This window comes from Paenibacillus sp. GCM10027629 (genome assembly GCF_042676425.1).
In the GTDB taxonomy this organism is placed as follows: domain Bacteria; phylum Bacillota; class Bacilli; order Paenibacillales; family Paenibacillaceae; genus Paenibacillus_K; species Paenibacillus_K terrigena.
In genome coordinates, this window is the sequence record NZ_JBHTGZ010000002.1 from 46,548 (window position 1) to 67,163 (window position 20,616).

A 20,616-nucleotide genomic window follows, 5' to 3' on the forward strand; every position below is an offset into this window, starting at 1 on the left:
TGAACAACCTCTTATATTTGAATAAGGAGAATCGCCATGTCCACACATTTGGAAACACCTTGTATTGTGATCGATGCGGCCAAAGTACGTCAAAATATCGACCGGATGGCACAGACCATCCAGTCGCACGGCGTGAAGCTTCGTCCGCATGCTAAGACGCATAAGATGCCGTCTGTCGCCCATGCCCAGCTCGCAGCAGGCGCAAGCGGGATTACCGTCGCCAAAGTATCGGAAGCCGAAGTGATGGCTGCGGGTGGCATTACGGACATCTTCATTGCCTACCCCCTCGTTACGCCGTCCAAAATTGCCCGTGCCATCCAGCTTAGCCGTTCGATCCATCTCATTGTCGCTGTCGATAGTCTCGAAGGCGCGCACCGTCTTAATGACCAAGCAGCAATATCTGGTACTACGCTTGAAGTGCGGCTTGAGATTGATACCGGACTTCGCCGCACGGGGGTGAACGCGGATCACGCTGTCGCCTTGGCGCAGAAAATTGCGGCCTTCGACCATCTTCGACTCACGGGGATTTTCACCTTCCGCGGTGCACTTATGGACGGTGCAGCCACGCTGGACTTGGAACGTGCCGGTCGCGATGAAGGCGAATGGATGGTGCGGATTGCGACAGCGATGCGTGACGCGGGTCTCTCGATAGAAGATATCAGTGTCGGATCAACGCCGACAGCCGCATACGCAGCCACAGTTCCAGGCATTACGGAAGTTCGTCCTGGCACGTATGTGTATCAAGATCGGATGCAAGCGGCCTTTGGTGTATGCGCTATCAACGATTGTGCAGGCAGCGTTCTGGTCACGGTCGTTAGCCGTCCAAGTCCAGAACTCGTGGTCATCGATGGCGGCAGCAAAACGTTCGCGACGGATGTACAGCCGGGTACGGCTCCCTTGCATCTTGTGGGCTTTGGCCATGTGATCGGTGCACCAGAGGCCGTTCTCGAACGTCTCAGCGAGGAGCATGGCATGCTCCGGGTTCCCGCAGATTGTCCTTGGCAGGTCGGCGATCAGCTTCAGATCATCCCGAACCATATTTGCAGCACGGTGAATTTACATAATCAAGTCATTTGGAATGACCAAGGCGAATGGACAGCGATGCCTGTTCAAAGCCGAGGCATGTTGGAATAGCACCTCGTTCTTAAGAACTGTTGATCCTAATAACAGTTAAACTCTTCTATTTTTAAAAAGGAGTGCAGCGCGATGCTCGATCTCATTTTAAAAAACGGCAAAATTGTTGATGGAACAGGAAACCCATGGCTCGCTGGAGATGTAGGGATTAAGCAAGGACAGATCGTTCAAGTGGGGCAGCTTGAGCAGGAAGCCCACCGCACGATCGATGTGCACGGTCAAGTCATCGCACCGGGATTTATTGATGGTCATTGCCATTCGGATCTAATGATCCTCGATCATCCGTATAGCGAGATTAAGCTGCAGCAAGGGGTAACGACCGAAGTCGTCGGCAACTGCGGGCTGGCGCCGGCACCTTTCTTCCCTGAGACGGCAAGTCTGCTCCAGACCTATGTCGAACCAATCCTCGGGAAGACCAAGTGGAACTGGCCTTGGAAGACGGTCGAACAATATATGGAGACCCTAGCAAAGTCGAGTCCATCGGAAAATATCGCGACCTACGTCGCGCACGGCGCGCTGCGGATTGCGGTCATGGGATTCGCGAAACGTCCAGCAACGCGTGAGGAGCTGGATCGAATGAAGCAGCTATTAGAGGAAGGACTTCGTGCGGGAGCCATCGGTTTCTCGATCGGATTGCTCTATGCACCTGGCAGCTATACCTCCCGCGAAGAAATCGCTGAGCTGTGCAGCGTCCTACCGAAGTATAACGGTCTGTTCTCCACCCATATCCGCGGTGAAGGCAACAACCTGCTTCCCTCCATTGAAGAAGTGATCTGGATTGCGGAGAAGACGGGCGTATCGCTGCATATTAGCCATTTGAAAGCGGCAGGCCGGGCCAATTGGGGCAAAATCCTCGAAGCGCTTGAGCTGATTGAAGCTGCACGTGGTCGTGGCATGGATGTCACCGTGGATGTCTATCCGTATAACGCAGGATCGACGATGTTAACGACGGTACTCCCGCCTTGGGTGCTCGAAGGGGGCATTGAGCGGACGCTCGAAGCGTTCCGTGATCCAGCAATCCGACGTCGTGTTCGCGAAGAATTAGGTAGCGAGCAGCAAGATTGGGATAACCTCGTCTATTCGACAGGATGGCATAGCGTCTACCTCTCTGCGGTACAGACGGATGCGAATCGTCCACTCGAGGGCAAACACATCGAGGAGATTAGCGAACTCCGCGGGCAGCATCCGGTGGATTGCGTGATGGATTTGCTGCTCGAAGAAGGCGGACAGATCTCGATCGTCTACTTCCATATGTCCGATACAGACGTCAAGGAAGTCATTCGTTACGACAAGTCACTGATCGCTTCCGACAGCCTGACCTGTGAGTCGGGCAAGCCGCATCCGAGGCTATACGGTTCCTTCCCACGCATTTTCGCCAAGTATGTACGTGAAGAGAAGACGTTAACGCTCGAGCAGGCTGTCCGCAAAATGACATCTTTCCCGGTCCAACGCTTCAAGCTCGGCAAACGCGGCTTAATTGTACCAGGTTATATCGCAGACCTCGTCGTCTTCGATCCGGCGACCATTACCGATACAGCGACCTACCAAGATCCACGACAGTATCCGACAGGCATCTCGGAGGTTATCGTACGTGGTGAACCAACGCTCTCGCAAGGACGCCATACCAGAGCTCGTGAAGGGGCATTTATTCCGGCTCAGCACTGCTGTAATCATTGATTCGTTGTTACACCCTTTTATATAGTCCTAAAAAATCTTCGTAAGCCGCATCAGGCTTCATATTCAGGAGGATCTTATCATGTCCAAAATTGAACAACGTCTGCAAGAACTCGGCATTTCATTACCCGAAGTCGGTGAACCGAAGTTCGCTTACCTGCCTTGCAACCAAACGGGCAACCTCGTCTACACTTCCGGCCATGACTGCCGCATTAACGGTGTATTGATGTTTGAAGGTAAGCTGGGTAGTGAACTAACGATCGAACAAGGCCAAGAAGCGGCACGTCAAGTGATCATTAACTGCCTTGCTGCCCTTCGTGCGCATTTGGGTGACCTCGACCGCGTTGTCAAAGTTGTTAAAATGCTCGCATTCGTCAACAGTGCGCCAGGCTTTGCCGATCAACCTTATGTCATTAACGGTGCTTCAAACCTGCTTATCGATGTGTTCGGCGAGAGCGGACGCCATGCGCGTTCTGCGATTGGCACGAGCGATCTACCCTTCCATACCCCGGTGGAAATCGAGCTCATTGTCGAGGTTCGCGATTAATCAAATCTTATGGTGAACGCAAAAGACCCTCTGACAGTCGTCAGAGGGTCCCTTCATGATTACGTTAAGCTAACCAACTTGTTTTTACCATCGCAACGTCTGCAACCAAGAACACAATAAGGCTTACAGTCGTGAATGCGATAGCAAATTTATTCTTCACACGTTCGCTCAATAGACGCACAAGAGCCACTACGAGTATAAGCGTGGCGACAACCATGATGATATCGAACCACTCGAATTTCTTCGCAGCTTCTGCAGCTTCAGCTAACAACATGCCGGGACCCCCTTGAAAATTCTCACAATTTACCTATCTTCGTCTATGTTAGCGCCCACCGCCAACATATGCAAGCAAAAAACATGAACTTTAACAAACTTGTCACCTATTATATCCCATTTTGCAATGAAACTAGTCACATTTGTCATAATGAATTTTCAATCTATTTATAATAATTCCTTATACATCGAATTGATCATAATGAATTTACGCCAAACTGGAAATATGTTACGATAAATCTATATTTCATACCGTTTTAATCGGAATTAAACTCAGGGGGCTTCAGAATGGCATATGAACCGTTGTGGACGGCGGATCCGTCAAAGTTAAATAAGTTCGAATTTGTCAAACTCGAGAAGGATGGCCTTGATGTCATTCGTACGATCATCGAGAAATATGCGTTAGAAGGCTATGATTCCATTACACCCGAAGATATGGACCGCTTCAAATGGGCGGGTGTCTACCAACAGAAACCGAAAAATGGATTTTTCATGATGCGTATTCGGATTAACGGCGGGATCCTCACGACAGCTCAAGCCCGCGCAATTGCCGAGATCGGCCAATTGTACGGACGCGGCTTGATCGATGTGACCACACGTCAAGCGATTCAATACCACTGGCTGACCGTTGAGTCGTTACCGGATATTTTCAGACGCCTGGAAGAAGTCGGACTCTACTCCTACGAAGCTTGCGGCGATTGCCCGCGGACGATTGTTGGTAACCCGCTTGCAGGGATTGACCGCGATGAACTGATAGATACGGTCGATCTGGTCGAACAGATCAACGATTACTTCTTAATGAACCGTGATTTCTCGAACCTGCCTCGTAAATATAAAATGTCGATTTCAGGCAATATTTATAATAATGCACACGGGGAAATCAATGATTTGGCTTATGTGCCGGCTACGAAAGTCATTGACGGTGAAGAAGTCATCGGATTCCACGTCATGGTCGGCGGTGGATTATCTGCGAAGCCTCATTTGGCGCAAAAGTTAGATATCTTCGTCCGCCCTGAGGAAGCTTTGAACGTAGCGATTGGCGTCACGACGATCTTCCGGGATTACGGATATCGCGAGAAGCGCCACCATGCGCGACTCAAATTCCTTGTCGCAGACTGGGGTCCTGAGAAGTTCAAAGAGAAGCTCACCGAGCTTGTCGGTGAATTGCCTTCCCGCGGCGAAGATAAGCTTGTTGGCTGGCAAGCCGCTTACTATGACGGTGTTCACCCACAGAAGCAAGCAGGCCTGAACTACATTGGTCTGAACGTTCCTGTCGGGCGCTTGAACTCGGATGAATTGATCCAGCTCGCAGACGTGGCAGATCAATTCGGTGAAGGCAAGCTGCGCACAACGATGTCGCAGAATATCCTCATCAGCGGAGTACCTGATGACAAAGTCGAGGAAGCACTGAAAGCCCAAGTGTTGCAGCGCTTGACGCCATTCCCTAAACACTTCATGAGCCGTACGGTTTCCTGCACAGGCAACGAATTCTGCAACCTTGCTGTCGTCGAGACGAAGGAACGTGCACGTACAGTAGCGCAGTATTTGGATGAGAATGTCGAACTCGATGAGAAAGTTCGCATCCACTTCATCGGATGCCCAAATGCTTGCGGTCAGAAGCATATCGCGGATATCGGCCTCCAAGGTGCTCTTGTAAAGACACCGGATGGTATGATCGATGCCTTTGATATCGCGGTTGGCGGCACGCTTGACCCGCATGCACCGAAGTTCAACCAAGTGCTTAAGGGCCGCGTTAAAGGGGATGATGTCGGTGCTGTCTTATCGCAGCTCATCTTGTTCTATAAGGAAAACCGTGAGGCGGAAGAGACCTTCCATCAATATGTGAACCGTGTCGGGGTTCCAGCATTCCAAGAGAAGCTTACTGAAATCTTAGCGTCTTAATCATAGAGATGATGGATCTCGTCCACCATTGAGCGGGTCCATCATTTTTTTGCTCAAACGCTACCTTCCATCGTTCACACCAAAAAATAGCCGTGTCCTATCGAGGACACGGCTATTGCTATATATATAGACATGATGAATGATGTTACACCGATGCTGTCTCCAGCTGCTCCTCTGTACGAACACGGTCGCGTTCCAGAATTGGCTTCAGATATTTCCCGGTGTAAGAGATCTCCGTCTGAACCACTTGCTCAGGCGTGCCTGTTGCGATGATCGTTCCACCGCCACTTCCGCCCTCTGGTCCGAGGTCGATCAAGTAATCCGCTGTCTTGATCACATCCAGGTTGTGCTCGATCACAAGAACCGTCTCTCCGGAATCAACCAGACGATGAAGGACCTTGAGCAGGCGGTCGATATCATGGACATGCAGACCTGTCGTCGGCTCATCCAGAATATACATCATCTTACCTGTGCTGCGGCGATAGAGCTCTGCTGCCAGCTTCACACGCTGCGCTTCCCCACCTGACAATGTCGTTGCAGGTTGGCCTAGATTGACATAACCCAAACCGACATCCAGCAAGGTCTGCAGCTTGCGATGAATCTTCGGAATATTCTTGAAGAACTCTACCGAATCTTCCACCGTCATTTGCAATACATCAGCGATGCTGCTGCCTTTATATTTCACTTCTAACGTCTCACGGTTATAACGTTTACCTTTGCAGACTTCACAAGGCACGTAGACATCCGGCAAGAAGTGCATCTCAATCTTAATGATACCATCGCCACGGCAAGCCTCACAGCGGCCGCCCTTGACGTTGAAGCTGAAGCGGCCTTTCTTGTAACCGCGAATCTTCGCTTCATTCGTTGATGCGAACACATCACGAATATCATCGAATACGCCAGTATAGGTCGCTGGGTTGGAACGCGGCGTCCGTCCGATTGGTGATTGGTCAATATCGATAACACGTTCGATCTGCTCGATACCCTTCATCTCTTTATACTGACCTGGACGTACCTTCGCACGGTTCAGATCACGCGCCAAGGTTTTATACAGAATTTCATTAACCAGCGTCGATTTCCCCGAACCTGATACCCCCGTCACCGCCGTGAATACACCGAGAGGTATTTTCACATTCACGTTGCGCAGGTTGTTCTCCTTCGCCCCTTTGATCTCAAGCCAACGACCATCGTTCTTACGACGTTCAAGCGGCACCGGAATAAACTTACGACCGCTCAAATATTGACCCGTTAGCGAGTTCTCATCCGCCATGATCTGTGTCGGAGTTCCTTCGGACACCACAGCACCCCCATGAATCCCAGCCCCTGGTCCCATATCGATAATATAGTCCGCAGCCAACATCGTATCCTCGTCATGTTCAACGACGATGAGCGTGTTCCCCAGGTCTCGCATATGTTCGAGTGCTTTAATCAAACGATCATTATCCCGTTGATGCAAGCCGATACTTGGCTCGTCCAGAATATAGAGAACGCCCATCAGACTCGAACCGATTTGTGTCGCAAGTCGAATCCGCTGCGCCTCACCACCGGACAACGTTCCCGCTGCACGACTCATCGTCAGATATTGGAGCCCCACATTGACCAAGAAGCCGAGCCTTGCATTAATCTCTTTCAAGATCAACTGAGCAATCTTCTTTTCCTTCTCCGTCAAGACAAGTCTGTTGAAGAATTGTTCCGCATCACCAATCGATAATGCCGTCACATACGCCATGTTCTTGTCATTGATCGTGACCGCAAGACTCTCTTTCTTCAAGCGATCTCCTTTACACGTGCCACATGGCTTCGCACTCATATACGCTTCGATATATTCACGAATCCCTTCGGATCCTGTGTCACGGTAGCGGCGCTCTAGATTGTGGACAATCCCTTCGAACGGTACGAAAGCTTCCTTCTTATGCCCGAAATCATTCTCATATTTGAAGCGAACCTTCTCTTTGCCGGTGCCGTACAACAGCTTCGCAATCTGTTCCTTCTCAAGTGTTGATACCGGAACATCCGTCTGAATACCATAGTGTTCGCAGACCGATTTCAAGAATTGCGGATAATAGTTCGATGTACTTCCCGCCCATGCCTCGAAGGCTCCATCTTCAATCGTCGCTTCGGGATTCGTCACGAGCAAGTCAGGGTCTACGATCATCTTAAGACCGAGTCCATCACAATCCGGACAAGCCCCAAACGGGCTGTTGAAGGAGAACATCCGTGGTGCAAGCTCATCCATACTGAATCCACAGATCGGACAAGCAAGATTCGAGCTGAACATCAGCTCTTCTTGATCGATAATATCGACAAGCAGCTGCCCGTTCGATAACTTCAATGCCGTTTCAATCGAATCCGCCAAGCGTGTCTGAATATCTTCTTTAATCACAATCCGGTCGACGACGACTTCGATATTGTGCTTCTTATTCTTCTCTAGTTCAATGGTCTCACTCAAATCACGAATTTCGCCATTGACACGAACCCGTACGAAGCCTTGCTTCTGTACATCGGCTAACAGCTTCGTATGCTCGCCTTTACGCCCTGATACAATCGGCGCCAGAATCTGCAGCTTCGTCCGCTCCGGATATTGCATGATCCGGTCCACCATTTGCTCGACCGTCTGCGAGGTAATCTCAATGCCATGCTCCGGACAATGCGGTCGTCCGATTCTCGCGAACAATAGACGCAAGTAATCGTATATTTCGGTAACGGTACCGACCGTTGAACGCGGGTTTCGGCTTGTCGTCTTCTGGTCAATCGAGATCGCAGGAGACAAACCGTCAATCGAATCGACATCCGGCTTCTCCATCTGACCTAGGAATTGTCGTGCATATGCAGACAATGACTCGACATAGCGACGTTGTCCTTCCGCATAAATCGTATCGAATGCAAGCGACGATTTCCCGGACCCACTCAGGCCTGTTAATACAACGAAGCGGTCGCGCGGAATGGTCACATCAATATTTTTCAAATTATGCGCGCGTGCGCCTTTGATTACTATGTTATCACTAGCCAATCGAAACCCTCCTAAATGTCTCCCTTACTTCTCCTAAAGGAATCTTTCATCCCCTAAATCCCCTCTCGGGGACTTTTTACACCCTTTTGTGAACCCTCTACCTTCTTCATCCCCCTAAATCCCCCTTTGAAAGGGGGACCCCAGAGGGCTTGCCCTCTGGACACCCGAAAGTTTGTCTAGAGAACTGCCAAAGCGTTATCTAGAGGCTACGAGGGTGGAGCGCTTTCGTCCGAAATCAGGGGTTAGCCCCTTGCTAACCCCTGATTTCGGACACGCTTTATGTTAACGTGACTTTGCTACACAAAAATCATTTATATCTCAATCAATCATAACTGTCCATCTATCTCCATCATGCCCACCTAAGCATGCTCATAGACTTATAGATTCAATCGATTCCGCTGGATCTTAGTCCTGCGACTTCAATTCCATCAACGCGTCACGCAGCTCCGCGGCGCGTTCGAACTGTAAGTTCTTCGCTGCTTCTTTCATCTCGGCCTCGAGGCGTTCGATCATCGAACCGCGGTCTTTCTTCGACATCTTCGCGGCAGCGCCTGTGAGATAATCAGCCTTCTGCTCCGCAACCTTCGTCGCCTCGATGACTTCGCGCACCTTCTTCTTGATCGTCTGCGGCGTGATGCCGTGCTTCTCGTTGTAGGCAATCTGAATAGTACGACGACGTTCCGTCTCCGAAATCGCCTTGTTCATTGAATCCGTCATTTTGTCCGCATACATCAGTACCCGACCTTCCGAGTTCCGTGCAGCACGGCCTATCGTCTGGATTAATGAGCGCTCAGCGCGCAGGAAGCCTTCCTTATCCGCATCCAGAATCGCGACGAGCGATACTTCCGGCAAGTCGAGACCTTCCCGCAGCAAGTTGATACCGATCAAGACGTGGAACGTACCTAGACGGAGATCCCGCAGGATCGACATACGCTCTAATGTCTTAATATCGGAGTGAAGGTAACGCACCTTGATGCCAATTTCCTTGAAGTAGTCTGTCAGATCCTCTGACATCTTCTTCGTGAGTGTCGTTACGAGTACACGCTCATCCTTCGCGATCCGATCACGGATCTCCCCAATCAGATCATCAATCTGCCCTTTCGTTGGGCGAATCTCAATGATAGGATCCAACAGTCCTGTCGGACGAATGATCTGCTGTACCATCTCGGGACAATGTTCCAGCTCATACGGACCCGGAGTCGCGGATACATAGACACACTGTCCAGCCTTTTGCTCGAACTCCTCGAACTGCAGCGGACGGTTATCAAGTGCGGACGGCAGCCGGAATCCATGCTCGACCAGTACCGTCTTCCGTGCACGGTCACCATTGTACATCGCCCGAATCTGCGGCAATGTCACGTGAGACTCGTCGATCACGATCAAGAAATCGTCCGGGAAGTAATCCATCAGCGTATAGGGTGTTGCGCCAGGCTCACGGAACGTCAGCGGGCCTGAATAGTTCTCAATCCCTGAACAGAACCCGACTTCTTGCATCATCTCAATGTCGTATCGCGTACGCTGCTCAAGCCGCTGTGCTTCCAGCAGCTTGCCATTGGAACGCAATACTTCTAACCGTTCTTCCAGCTCACGCTCAATATTTACAAGCGCGCGCTTCATCGTCTCTTCTTGGGTTACGAAGTGAGATGCCGGGAAGATCGACACATGTTCACGTTCACCGATCAATTCACCGGTCAAGACATCGATCTCTGTAATCCGTTCAATCTCATCACCGAACAGCTCAATACGAACAGCGTGCTCGCCCTTCGATGCTGGGAAAATCTCCACAACATCGCCGCGAACCCGGAAGGTCCCCCGCACGAAATTCAGATCATTGCGCTGATATTGAATCTCGACAAGCTTCGAAAGAATCTGATTCCGTGGCTTCTCCATGCCAGTTCGAAGAGACAATACCATGCTCTTATATTCCATTGGTGATCCTAAACCATAGATACACGACACACTCGCGATAATAATGACATCTCGACGCTCGAACAATGAAGATGTCGCGGAGTGGCGCAGTTTATCGATTTCTTCATTGATGCTGGAATCCTTCTCGATGTACGTATCCGTGGACGGAATGTACGCCTCCGGTTGGAAGTAATCGTAATAACTGACGAAATAGGACACCGCATTATTCGGGAAGAATTCCTTGAACTCACTGCACAGCTGCGCTGCCAGCGTCTTGTTGTGTGCAATGACTAAGGTCGGCCGGTTCACTTGAGCAATCGTCTGTGCAATCGTAAATGTCTTCCCTGTACCCGTCGCACCGAGCAGCGTCTGATATTTCTTCCCGTTATGAATCCCTTCCACTAATTCCGCTATCGCATGCGGTTGATCCCCTTGCGGCGAAAATTCAGATTCAAGCTGGAACTTACTAGAACTTACGACAATATCACTCATTGGACTCTCATCACCCACACATGTAAAATATTTACCTGCACGCCTAACGCAGCAGGTGCTAAACTATATATTCGAACTTCCCGATAAAAACATCAGGAAGATGTTGCTCCATTTTGGACAGATAGGAATATTTGTTCCCGTTCATTATACCTTTTTCTGTTAGTTGTTGCAAATTCTAAATCCAGTTCGGGAGTGTAATGTTTCATGGATATGACCACAATCTTCGGCTTACTAGCCGGCCTAGCCGCTCTGATTAGCGGATTTCTTTTGGAAGGCGGTCAACTAAACGGTCTGTTCAAGGCAACAGCTGCGCTTATCGTATTTGGCGGCACCTTCGCAGCTGTTGCTGTCAGCTTCCCGATGTCTCGTTTGCGTATGATTCCGAAGGCACTCCAATTCGCCTTTACGAAGCCGCAGCATGATCCTTACGAAAAGATGGACGAGTTCACGGAATATGCGTTGATCACAAGACGTCACGGGATGCTCGCGATTGAGAAGCACGTCTCTGCCCATCCGGACGATTTTATGCGCGAAGGATTAATGATGGTGATGGATGGAACAGACCCCGCTTTGATTCGACAAATCTTGGAGCTTCAGATGGATGTCGCTGAACAGCGGCATGAAGGGTACGCCAAAATATTCGAAGCCGCTGGCGGCTATGCGCCCACCATGGGGATTATCGGAACAGTCATGGGGATGATTCACGTCTTGGGCAACTTAACGGATCCAGGTATGCTCGGGCCGTCGATCGCAATCGCGTTTACCGCAACCCTCTATGGGGTAGTTAGTGCGAATCTCATCTATTTGCCCATTGCCAGCAAGATTAATACGCGAAGCATGGATGAGATCCAACATATGGAGTTTATGATGCATGGGATTCTAGCGATTCAAGCCGGGGAACCACCGCATGTTATCCGTAAAAAGCTGGACGCGCTCCTCCTGACCGACGATCCGTCCGTGACACTCATGCAGCTGAAGAAGAAGGCGGTCGGACATGAGATACAGGAGTAGACGCCGAAAATCCGCCGCACCCAAAGGACATGAACGGTGGCTCATTACCTATGCGGATTTAATTACGCTGCTCATGATTTTCTTCGTCATCATGTTCTCGGTCAGCCAGATTGACCCTGATAAGTACAACTCCCTCTCCCAGGATCTGCATGCGACTTTTCACGATCCCAATGGAGTTCTAGAGCAGGGCAAAGGAGTCATGCAGCAGCCAGGCACGAACAATACGATACAGCAGCCCGCATCTAAGGCCGTTACCGCCGAACCAAGTACGGCACCGATGACCGAGAGAGAACTGCAATTCCGCAAGCAGGAACAAGAGCTGCAGACGTTCAAATCCGTCATCACATCTTACGTGCAAGACAATCAATTAGGTGATCAAATCTCGATCTCCGATACAGAACAAGGGATTTCCATTCGATTAAACGACCAGTTCTTGTTCGATCTTGGCAAAGCCGATATAAAGGAAGTATCTATACCGATGCTGCACAAGCTCGCCAGTTTATTCAACCAGCTCGATACCACCATAAGCATTGAAGGACATACAGATGATCTACGTATTCAACCCGGTGGGGTATTCAAGGACAATTGGGAGCTATCCGCCGGACGCGCGTTGTCTGTCCTTCGTTATTTCATGGATCAAGAGCAGATGGATGCAGCGAAATTCCAGATTGCGGGGTATGGGGATACCCGTCCTGTTGCGCCAAATGATTCAGCCAGCAACCGCCAGAAAAATCGCCGCGTCGAAATGATCATACTTCGCAAGATACAACAGCAGTGAGAGAAACTCGAATTACATACTAAGATGAGCGACCACTTATAGATGTTATCTCTATTGTGGTAAGCATAAACTGAAGAAGGCTGCTCTAACGTCAAACAAACATGACGAATGAGCAGCTTTTTGGTATAATTTCCAACATCCCCCGTCCCGAGTCTAGGAGGAATCCCGACGTCCGCACGTTTTCACCAAATCTTACCTGATCTACAATAAAGGTATTATTAAACAGGTTGGTGAACTGATTTGAGTAGGAAAGTCTATATTCTTCTAACAGATACGGGAACGTGGTTCTCGAAATTGATCGGGTTGTATACGAGAGCAAAGCTGAATCATGCTTCGATCGTGCTCGATGAGGAAATGAAAGAAGTCTATAGTTTTGGTCGTAAAAATTCATTAAACCCCCTCAGCAGCGGTTTCGTTAAAGAAGAGGTATTCGGAAATCTCGTTCGAGCCGTAACGCGCAGAACCGAATGCGAACTTTACTGCTGTACGGTTAGTGAAGAGACTTACGAGCGCATGCGTTTGCAAATTCGTCATATGGAGTATCATCAGCACAAGTATAAATATAATTTCCTGGGCCTCTTCGGTGTGGTCTTTAATATATCCATTGAGCGGAAAAACGCGTTCTTCTGCTCGCAATTCGTTGCCTATATGCTGCAAAAGCATGGGGTTCCTATCGTGAATAAATCAATCGCTCAGATTACACCGGAAGATCTGCAAAACTGTGAGAGCTTGGAGCTAGTCTATTCAGGAGATCTTCGACAAAAAGCAAAGAATCTGCATCAGCTGCCGATGACATCGTAATCGCATTTTGAAAGGAGAGCAAATGGCTATTTGGTTTGAGCATACCTATCACTATTTATCCCAGCTTGATATGAATCAAATTGAAGGACTTCTAGATAAGTACTCGTCGCTCGGCCCGCTGCCAGGCATCCTGCTGCCATTTGCAGAAGCCTTCTTGCCGTTCCTCCCACTCTTTATTATCGTGGTAGGCAACGCATCAGCTTATGGTCTAGGACTTGGTTTTCTCTATTCTTGGATCGGTTCCGTGCTTGGGGCGCTGATCCTCTTCTTGTTAGCAAGACGCTACGGCGGGCGATTCAACGACTATCTGTCACGCAAGTATCCCAAAGCGGAGCATTTCTTCAACTGGGTGGAACGAAGAGGGTTTACCCCCCTATTTATACTATATTGTTTTCCGTTCACACCTTCATTTTTCATTAATATAGCCTCTGGCATGAGTCGTGTTCCACTCGCTATTTTCCTAGCTTCCGTTGCACTTGGCAAAGCCGTCATGATCTTCATGATATCTTTCGTCGGACATGATTGGCAAGGCTTCATTGCTGAGCCGTGGCGTATCCTCGCCTTAATCATTGGACTTGCTGTTCTGTGGCTCGGCGGTAAACGAATCGAGAAACGATTCCAAATTAACTAAGAGCCCTTCTCCTGATCCAGGGGGCTCTTGTCGTGTTTGCTAATAAATTAATGGTCACTACACTTGTCTGCGGTACCACGGCAGCCGGCTTAATGGTACATCAATCTCATGTCTCGATGGGCCTATAATGACACTCCCGTCATCCCCAAGCCATGTTCCAGAAGGAAATACGACAGTACGCGATCGCGTTCCTTTGGTCGTAACTGGCGCAGCTAGAATCTGACTTCCGAGCATAAATTGATCCTTTATTTCTTCGAGTCCTTCTTCCGGGAATTCATAGGCCATCGCTCTTAACATCGGCTCTCCGCTTGCTGCAGAATCTTGCGCGATTTGCCAGATTTCCTCCCCGAGCTGGGTATGCAGCTGTGCCGCTTCAACACAGTATGCGAGATGCTCTGCATCCAAGATACGCCAAGGCGCAGCAGAGAACTGCATCATCGGGAACAGTGCCGAGCACTGTGCATAACGCACGATCAATTCTGCATCCAATCGATCCGATTGCGTCGTGAAGCTCATATATTCACCGCCGCCAATCATATCCGGACAGATGAAGGCATAACCAAGCATACCCTGCGCAATGCCATCCGGAATGAGCGATGCTAGACCACTATAGCCCCATTCATGCCCTTTATCCTTCAAGCGTTGTACCAAGGGCTGCCCAGCGAGCTTCCAACAGGCACGATACTCATTCAGCGGGTAGCGTAGACCTACCTTCGCCCAAGCTTCACAATGCCCATTGCGGCTTGACTGTACTGCACTCTGATCCGATACATCATAGAATGGCAAATCCCCTGCATCCAGCTTAAATCCGTCAATCCCAAAGGTCGTCTGAAGATGATCCAGCTTCGCATGAAGCCATGCTACAGCATCCTCATTCGTACAATCGAGCACAGCGCTCACACCGTTCCACCACCGCCTAAATGCAGTATTACCCGTTTTATCTTTCAAGAGATAGCCTTTGGGCTCGACTTCACGGAAGGTCATCGAATCTGCGCTCACGAATGGGCATACCCATAACATCACTTTGAAGCCCATTTCATGCAGCTCATCCACCATGGCGCGCGGATTCGGGAATCGACCACTGTGGAATGTCCAGGCACCATAAGGCTCGTGCCAATTATCATCAATCATGATTACGCCTGGCGCCATTCCATTCGCGAGCACATCTCTAGCATATTGAAGAACGCCTTCTTGTGTCGGCTCATACAAGAGCTCAATCCATAGATTATATTGCGGTGCCGTAAACAAGAGCGGCTCTGGTGCCTCTCCAGACGATGGAAAATAGGTTGCCGATGCATGGCGATAAGCTCCTCGCACATCCTGTAGCCCTTCGTGAAGCTTCAAATCTCCCAAGTCACTATTTACTTCTAATTTGCCGCCATGGAATCGAAACCGAAATGGCTCCTCCGACCAGATATATCGCCCTTTGCTCGATAAGAGCAAAGGACAAGCCTGATTACCATGCAAATCTGTTGATAAATCCACTTGGATATCTATCATCCCATAAGGCATCTGCTGCCCATCCGATACACGGCCTCCCCACCAATATTCCCCGTGCTCAACATCAATCGTTAACTGGTTTGTCGCCATCGCTGCCCCTACTTTCTATGCATTTTCCTAAATTGACTCCATCTTATCAGCGATAGATTGCAGCGACAATCTGAACATATTGCCCTATACTATAACGAGATTGATCTTTGAATTGAAGGAGGTTCTCGGATTGAATCCGTTCAACATCGGCTTTCAAGCAGCGGAAGACGCACCTTTTATGACACTGGATTCCTTAGGTTGTCAGGAGGTCGATTCAGCCAGCTATTCCTTTCAAGGCAACGAACGTCCGGACCGCGGTCATATCATTTTTCAATATACGCTGTCAGGCGAGGGACGTGTAGAGATCGACGGAACGACATACTGGCTGCCCGAAGGCACTGCCTTTCTCGTTCAAGTGCCCAGTCCGCATCGTTACTATTACGATTCCGCATCTGAGCAGCCGTGGAAGTTCATTTGGCTCAATGCCCGGGGCGAAGATGCACAGCGAATTTGGGATCGCATTATTGCTAAAGAAGGCCCGGTTGTGACACTCGATGAGCATGCTGAACCCATTCGCGCTTACTGGAAACTCTATCATCGTATCGTAACGGAGCAAATCCGCGATCCTTATATACTGTCTGTACTTGTCTATGAATGGATGTTGACCTTGCTTCGGTCCCGATCCCATGCGACCACAAACGCGCAGGATAGTCCGGTGATCCTCCTTGCCAAACAGTTCATGGACACCCATTACGCTCAGCCTATTGCACTCGAAGAAATCGCCGCGAGCAGTCAGGTAAGTCGACATCATCTATGCCGCATTTTCCAGAAAATCGAGCACTGCTCCCCCTTCGAATACTTACGCCGCCGACGTCTGGATGCCGCAGTTACTCTACTTCGCCAATCAGACCTTCCGATCCATGAGGTTGGGGTACAATGCGGGTTCGAGAGTCCCAGCTATTTCGGCAAAGTCTTTCGGCAGCACTATAACATGTCGCCAACCGAGTATCGGACTAAGTCTGTCTTTTCTGGATAATCGGTACTCTTCCTTTCCCATTCGACGGGAGATTCTATTCAAAAAAAGGCTGCCCTCAGATCACTTAGCGTGATGCAGAGGACAGCCCTTTTGCTATAAAAACTTATTTGCTTGTGACATAGAATTCGTAGTAATCCGGATTCCATTTCAATTGACCACCAAGCGCTTCGACGATGAATCGCAGTGGCACGTTCGATGCATCATAATCATCAACCAATACCGGTTGAGACATCGTCTTCGCTTCACCGTTCACATAAGCCGTTGTCGATCCGATCTTAAGCTCTACGGTAATATCGTTCAGTGCATCATAGACAACGATTTGTTTCGTAGCTGCATCCCACTTCACTTCTGCCTCAAACCCATCTGCAATGACGCTGAGTGGCACCATACCAACGCCGTCGAGTGTCCACCAGCCTGGATAGTAGTCATCACTTCCATAGCTATCTTCTTCGAATACGGAGAAGTCGGTTTTGCCAAGACCTAGGTCATTCTTCAGAATTCCGAAAGCAGCCGAGCTCTTATCGAAATTCGCCAAGAAGCCTTTGCCCGAAAGCGCATATCCATCCAGCTTCTCTACACCATTCGTTGTGTCGATAGCATCCAGCTTCACGGCTTTATTGATATTCCACGACTCAGCCGCAGCACGTACAATAACCTTCTGAACCGGAATGTCTTCGATATCTGGAAGAGCAACCGTAAGCTCTAAGTTCTGTTTACGGACTTGATTTTCGCTATCCACGTAGAGGTCCAGCTTCAAGCCGGATTCTTTGCTAAGCACTTGCTTCACTTCATCTTGCTTCATAAGCTCTTCTGCGTGCGCATCGAAATCCTTCAGTATTTCATCAATTCCGTTCTTCACGAACTTGTAGAGTACCAATGAACCAACTTCCTTGTCCTTCGCTATGGAAGAAAAGAAGTTATCTTCTGCGCCTTGATCAGCGTAAATTCCCATTTGACTTTCAACAATTGGATAGAACGCATCGTATAATGCGGTTGTAATCTCGCGTAATCCCGCATCATCTTTGACCATATTCGTTAATAATGTCTTCACGAGACCGATGACTTCGTCACCATTAATCTCGATATGGAGCTTCTGCAGATTCAGGCTCTCCCCGTATACTGTATATGTTACGGAAGATACCGATACGGTGTTCGGTACAGGCGCTTGCTTCACGAGGTATGCACCTAGCTTCTGAACAGCTCCGCGGAACACATCTTGCGATTTCTCGATTTCAGCAACCAGCTCGCCTTCCAACTCTTCATTGGCTAGAGAGACAACGACCGGTTTCTTAATCCCTTCAATCCACACGGTTACATTCGTGTCTTCCATGCCAAGTTTGAATGGTACAGCCTTCCCGCCATATGTAATCTTCCCTGCTAATGACATATGTGATGGATCTTGTGCTACCGCATGGTCAATGTCCAATTTAAAGCCATTTACAAGATCAATAATCTTCTTGTCCTCAGCTGTTAATGCGCCGTCTTTACGAGGGATTAACTCCACAGACAAGTTTTGGCTGGATTCACTAGACTTCACGTTGAGACTGTTCTCAACAACTTTGACAATATTCACTCCGCCGATCGATTGACAGCCTGCAAGCACGACCATCATCGCGACTAGCGTGACGCCTAACCACTTTTTCCACGTCTTCGCTCTCATTTCTTTTTCCCCTTCCACTATGTAACAATTATACTAATCTCCTTATTATCCCAAAGCTTTCCAAAACTGTACAGTGAAAAAAAACCTATATTTCTTACAATATTCGATCAAACATGGCATTTTTATGACAAAATTGATAGAAACGGATCGTAAAACAATCTAGCCTTCGAGAACCTATGAATATAGCGCTTACTTCAATCTACAGCTTCTCAAACTTCAAAATACGGTGATTCCCACCATTTTACAAAAATCTCACACAGGCGTATGATACAGCCAATTGATTAATCGCTGAATTCTCATGATGAGAGAAGCGGGGGAACCAACTATGAAGCTAATCTAGCTTCTTGGGGTGAATCGGCTGTAAGCCGTAGGGTCATCTCTCAGACCCGAATCCGACAGCTAACCTCGTAAGCGATCCATTGAGAGAGGTCTCGCATCGTATTGCGCGTTCTCTTCGTGCTGCTCATTGCCCAATCGAGCGGTACGCAAGAAGCCCACGAACAGAGGAATCCTCTATTTCGTGGGCTTCTTTTTGTCGATCATATATATCGTTAAGGAGATGCTTCGTATGAACATGAACGCAACACACACAGTTTCGATGAAAAATCAACTATCAAGCCAACTGAGACAAATCGAAATCTTCCAATTGGAGGAGCCTGACCATGCCACCACACTGATACTCAAGTTATCCAATGGTGTGCGCGTCGGCTGGGGGGAGTATCGAATCGTTACCTCTCCACCGACCGATTTGGTGAAATGGGCCTCTACGTACCATCATTTAGCAGGTATGAGTGCCATCCAAGCGATTGACTATCTCGTCCGTTATGGTGGTTCATGGCATCCCGCTAAAATCCAGCTCATCGAATCGGCACTCTTGGATTTATGCAGTACGAACGATCCTACATTTACATATAACATCAATGATCTAACAACCTTAGCTGTAGCTTATTACATCTTCATTCTCGAATGAACGCCTGCTAGCTTCATCCGCACGATCGTGAAGATCGAAGCTGGCCCTTTGCCCACATAATAAGAAGCATCCTGATCCGGGGCGAGAATAACGCCGAGCTGATGGTGTTCCCCTGCGAATATCGCCCGCTGCAAGAACTTAATCTCTCCAGTGAGGTTAATCACTTCCAGCTTACAAAATGCGGGGTTGGTGCGAAGCGCTTGGTGCAGCTCTTCCTTCGTACGCACTGCAACCCCGTTCACTTTATGTACAATCTCGCCCGGTTCAATCCCAAGCTCCTGTGCAGGCGTCCCTGGGATAACCGCCAAGACGTGCAATCCTCGATCATCATGAACATATAATGGGCTGCGCTCGGCCTCTTCCTTCGTGCTGTACCAATAGATCCATTCATGCATAGCGATCGCGAACAAGGCTGCGACGAGCATGAGCGGACTCCATAGCCCCGCAGCGAATGCGAGCCCTAGCAAAACAATACTATATACCATTAACCAGAACGAGCTCTGTTTGACCTTCACCTGCGGCAATCGGGATTGTGTCCATTCGCTGAAACCGATCACGACAGGAAACGCCATGAGCATCCAACCATTCGTCCACGCTTCCCCACCGAAGAATGGCGTCCAAGGAAGTACCGAACCAACCGTCTGTGCCGGAATCATCAGAAACAAGGGGACAGGCCAATAACTTTGCATTTGATAGCCCCCTACGAGCTTCCCTCGTTTCCCTTCCACAAATAACGGACTCGCGAACTTTGCCCCTTGCAAGCGAATCAGAATCGCTTCTGCCAAATGCAGCAATGCAACCAAAGCCACTAATGCCGGTATGTCGAGTGATCGCAGCGTCGTAAGCACCGATCCAGTGAACCCCGTCAGCTCCCAATCCGGGAACCGATCGGCAATAAACTGTAGCACACCAAGTACCCCCACGGCATATGCAAGACATAAGAACCGGACACGGAATAGCATTAAAATCAGTGCAACGAACCATACGAGCAGGATTGCCTCCGTCGTCAGCGTCATTCCTGTGAAAGCCGAGACGAGTGAGATCCCAATCCCCGCAAGTAATCCACCAAGTAAGGTACGTATCAGTTGATCCCCTAGTGCGTGCATTTTGACAGAGAACAGCTTACGTTCCAACATCACCTGACGACGATATTGGAAGACAATCAGAATAATCGCTATATATAGAAACGGCTGTAAAAACATTTGCACGATCGCTTCAACAATATTCCATAAAATCTCCATCACAATTCCCATTCCTCA

The 20,616-nt window shown here is 49.1% G+C and carries 16 protein-coding genes and 1 riboswitch; of the genes, 10 read left to right on the forward strand and 6 right to left on the reverse strand.

The window, feature by feature from the left end; all coding sequences use genetic code 11:
* Positions 1 to 36: 36 nt before the first annotated feature.
* The 3 genes from ACFQZR_RS00545 to ACFQZR_RS00555 all read left to right on the forward strand — a co-directional run bounded on the left by ACFQZR_RS00545 (position 37) and on the right by ACFQZR_RS00555 (position 3,355).
* Positions 37 to 1,134, forward strand: a complete 1,098-nt coding sequence (locus tag ACFQZR_RS00545; RefSeq protein ID WP_379341836.1) for an alanine racemase — start codon at positions 37 to 39, stop codon at positions 1,132 to 1,134.
* A gap of 72 nt (positions 1,135 to 1,206) precedes the next feature.
* On the forward strand, positions 1,207 to 2,811 hold the full coding sequence (locus ACFQZR_RS00550) for an N-acyl-D-amino-acid deacylase family protein (protein WP_379341838.1): 1,605 nt from the start codon (positions 1,207 to 1,209) through the stop codon (positions 2,809 to 2,811).
* 79 nt (positions 2,812 to 2,890) lie between these two features.
* The gene (locus ACFQZR_RS00555) at positions 2,891 to 3,355 is read left to right on the forward strand and encodes a RidA family protein (RefSeq protein ID WP_379341840.1); all 465 of its coding nucleotides are present in this window, start codon (positions 2,891 to 2,893) and stop codon (positions 3,353 to 3,355) included.
* Between the two features lie 64 nt (positions 3,356 to 3,419).
* Here ACFQZR_RS00555 and ACFQZR_RS00560 read toward each other — a convergent pair whose 3' ends face one another.
* Complete coding sequence (locus tag ACFQZR_RS00560; RefSeq protein WP_379341842.1) at positions 3,420 to 3,629, reverse strand: hypothetical protein; 210 nt, start codon at positions 3,627 to 3,629, stop codon at positions 3,420 to 3,422.
* Positions 3,630 to 3,916: 287 nt separating this feature from the next.
* Here ACFQZR_RS00560 and ACFQZR_RS00565 point away from each other — a divergent pair, with 287 nt between their 5' ends.
* A complete protein-coding gene (locus tag ACFQZR_RS00565) occupies positions 3,917 to 5,530 on the forward strand; it encodes a nitrite/sulfite reductase (protein WP_379341844.1) in 1,614 nt (537 codons plus the stop codon).
* A 145-nt stretch (positions 5,531 to 5,675) separates the two neighbouring features.
* Here the strand turns inward: ACFQZR_RS00565 and uvrA are convergent, their stop codons facing one another.
* Positions 5,676 to 8,540, reverse strand: coding sequence for an excinuclease ABC subunit UvrA (gene uvrA / locus ACFQZR_RS00570; protein WP_379341846.1), 2,865 nt, complete (start codon positions 8,538 to 8,540; stop codon positions 5,676 to 5,678).
* A gap of 405 nt (positions 8,541 to 8,945) precedes the next feature.
* Positions 8,946 to 10,940 (reverse strand): excinuclease ABC subunit UvrB, encoded by a 1,995-nt coding sequence (uvrB, locus tag ACFQZR_RS00575; RefSeq protein ID WP_379341849.1) that lies wholly within the window; start codon positions 10,938 to 10,940, stop codon positions 8,946 to 8,948.
* 204 nt (positions 10,941 to 11,144) lie between these two features.
* On the opposite strand from uvrB, the gene ACFQZR_RS00580 reads away from it, so the two are divergent.
* The 4 genes from ACFQZR_RS00580 to ACFQZR_RS00595 all read left to right on the forward strand — a co-directional run bounded on the left by ACFQZR_RS00580 (position 11,145) and on the right by ACFQZR_RS00595 (position 14,161).
* Complete coding sequence (locus ACFQZR_RS00580; RefSeq protein WP_379341851.1) at positions 11,145 to 11,951, forward strand: flagellar motor protein; 807 nt, start codon at positions 11,145 to 11,147, stop codon at positions 11,949 to 11,951.
* Positions 11,935 to 12,729, forward strand: coding sequence for a flagellar motor protein MotB (locus ACFQZR_RS00585; protein WP_379341853.1), 795 nt, complete (start codon positions 11,935 to 11,937; stop codon positions 12,727 to 12,729). The genes ACFQZR_RS00580 and ACFQZR_RS00585 overlap by 17 nt, the downstream gene beginning before the upstream one ends.
* 240 nt (positions 12,730 to 12,969) lie before the next feature.
* Entirely contained in the window at positions 12,970 to 13,530 is a 561-nt protein-coding gene (locus tag ACFQZR_RS00590; protein ID WP_379341855.1) for a hypothetical protein, read from the forward strand.
* 22 nt (positions 13,531 to 13,552) lie between these two features.
* Positions 13,553 to 14,161: a TVP38/TMEM64 family protein gene (locus ACFQZR_RS00595; RefSeq protein ID WP_379341857.1), complete on the forward strand. Its 609-nt coding sequence runs from the start codon at positions 13,553 to 13,555 to the stop codon at positions 14,159 to 14,161.
* A 57-nt stretch (positions 14,162 to 14,218) separates the two neighbouring features.
* Here the strand turns inward: ACFQZR_RS00595 and ACFQZR_RS00600 are convergent, their stop codons facing one another.
* Positions 14,219 to 15,751 carry a glycoside hydrolase family 31 protein gene (locus ACFQZR_RS00600; protein WP_379341859.1) on the reverse strand — a complete coding sequence of 511 codons (1,533 nt, stop codon included), beginning with the start codon at positions 15,749 to 15,751 and terminating at the stop codon, positions 14,219 to 14,221.
* Between the two features lie 130 nt (positions 15,752 to 15,881).
* On the opposite strand from ACFQZR_RS00600, the gene ACFQZR_RS00605 reads away from it, so the two are divergent.
* Positions 15,882 to 16,727, forward strand: a complete 846-nt coding sequence (locus tag ACFQZR_RS00605) for a helix-turn-helix transcriptional regulator (protein WP_379341861.1) — start codon at positions 15,882 to 15,884, stop codon at positions 16,725 to 16,727.
* Positions 16,728 to 16,830: 103 nt separating this feature from the next.
* On the opposite strand, the gene ACFQZR_RS00610 is transcribed toward ACFQZR_RS00605, so the two are convergent.
* Positions 16,831 to 18,387, reverse strand: coding sequence for a copper amine oxidase N-terminal domain-containing protein (locus ACFQZR_RS00610; protein WP_379341863.1), 1,557 nt, complete (start codon positions 18,385 to 18,387; stop codon positions 16,831 to 16,833).
* A gap of 276 nt (positions 18,388 to 18,663) precedes the next feature.
* Positions 18,664 to 18,816, forward strand: a riboswitch (cyclic di-AMP (ydaO/yuaA leader).
* Positions 18,817 to 18,955: 139 nt separating this feature from the next.
* Here ACFQZR_RS00610 and ACFQZR_RS00615 point away from each other — a divergent pair.
* Positions 18,956 to 19,357, forward strand: coding sequence for a hypothetical protein (locus ACFQZR_RS00615; protein ID WP_379341865.1), 402 nt, complete (start codon positions 18,956 to 18,958; stop codon positions 19,355 to 19,357).
* On the opposite strand, the gene ACFQZR_RS00620 is transcribed toward ACFQZR_RS00615, so the two are convergent.
* Positions 19,336 to 20,610: a PDZ domain-containing protein gene (locus tag ACFQZR_RS00620; protein ID WP_379341866.1), complete on the reverse strand. Its 1,275-nt coding sequence runs from the start codon at positions 20,608 to 20,610 to the stop codon at positions 19,336 to 19,338. The two genes, ACFQZR_RS00615 and ACFQZR_RS00620, sit on opposite strands and share 22 nt — an antisense overlap.
* Between the last annotated feature and the right edge of the window lie 6 nt (positions 20,611 to 20,616).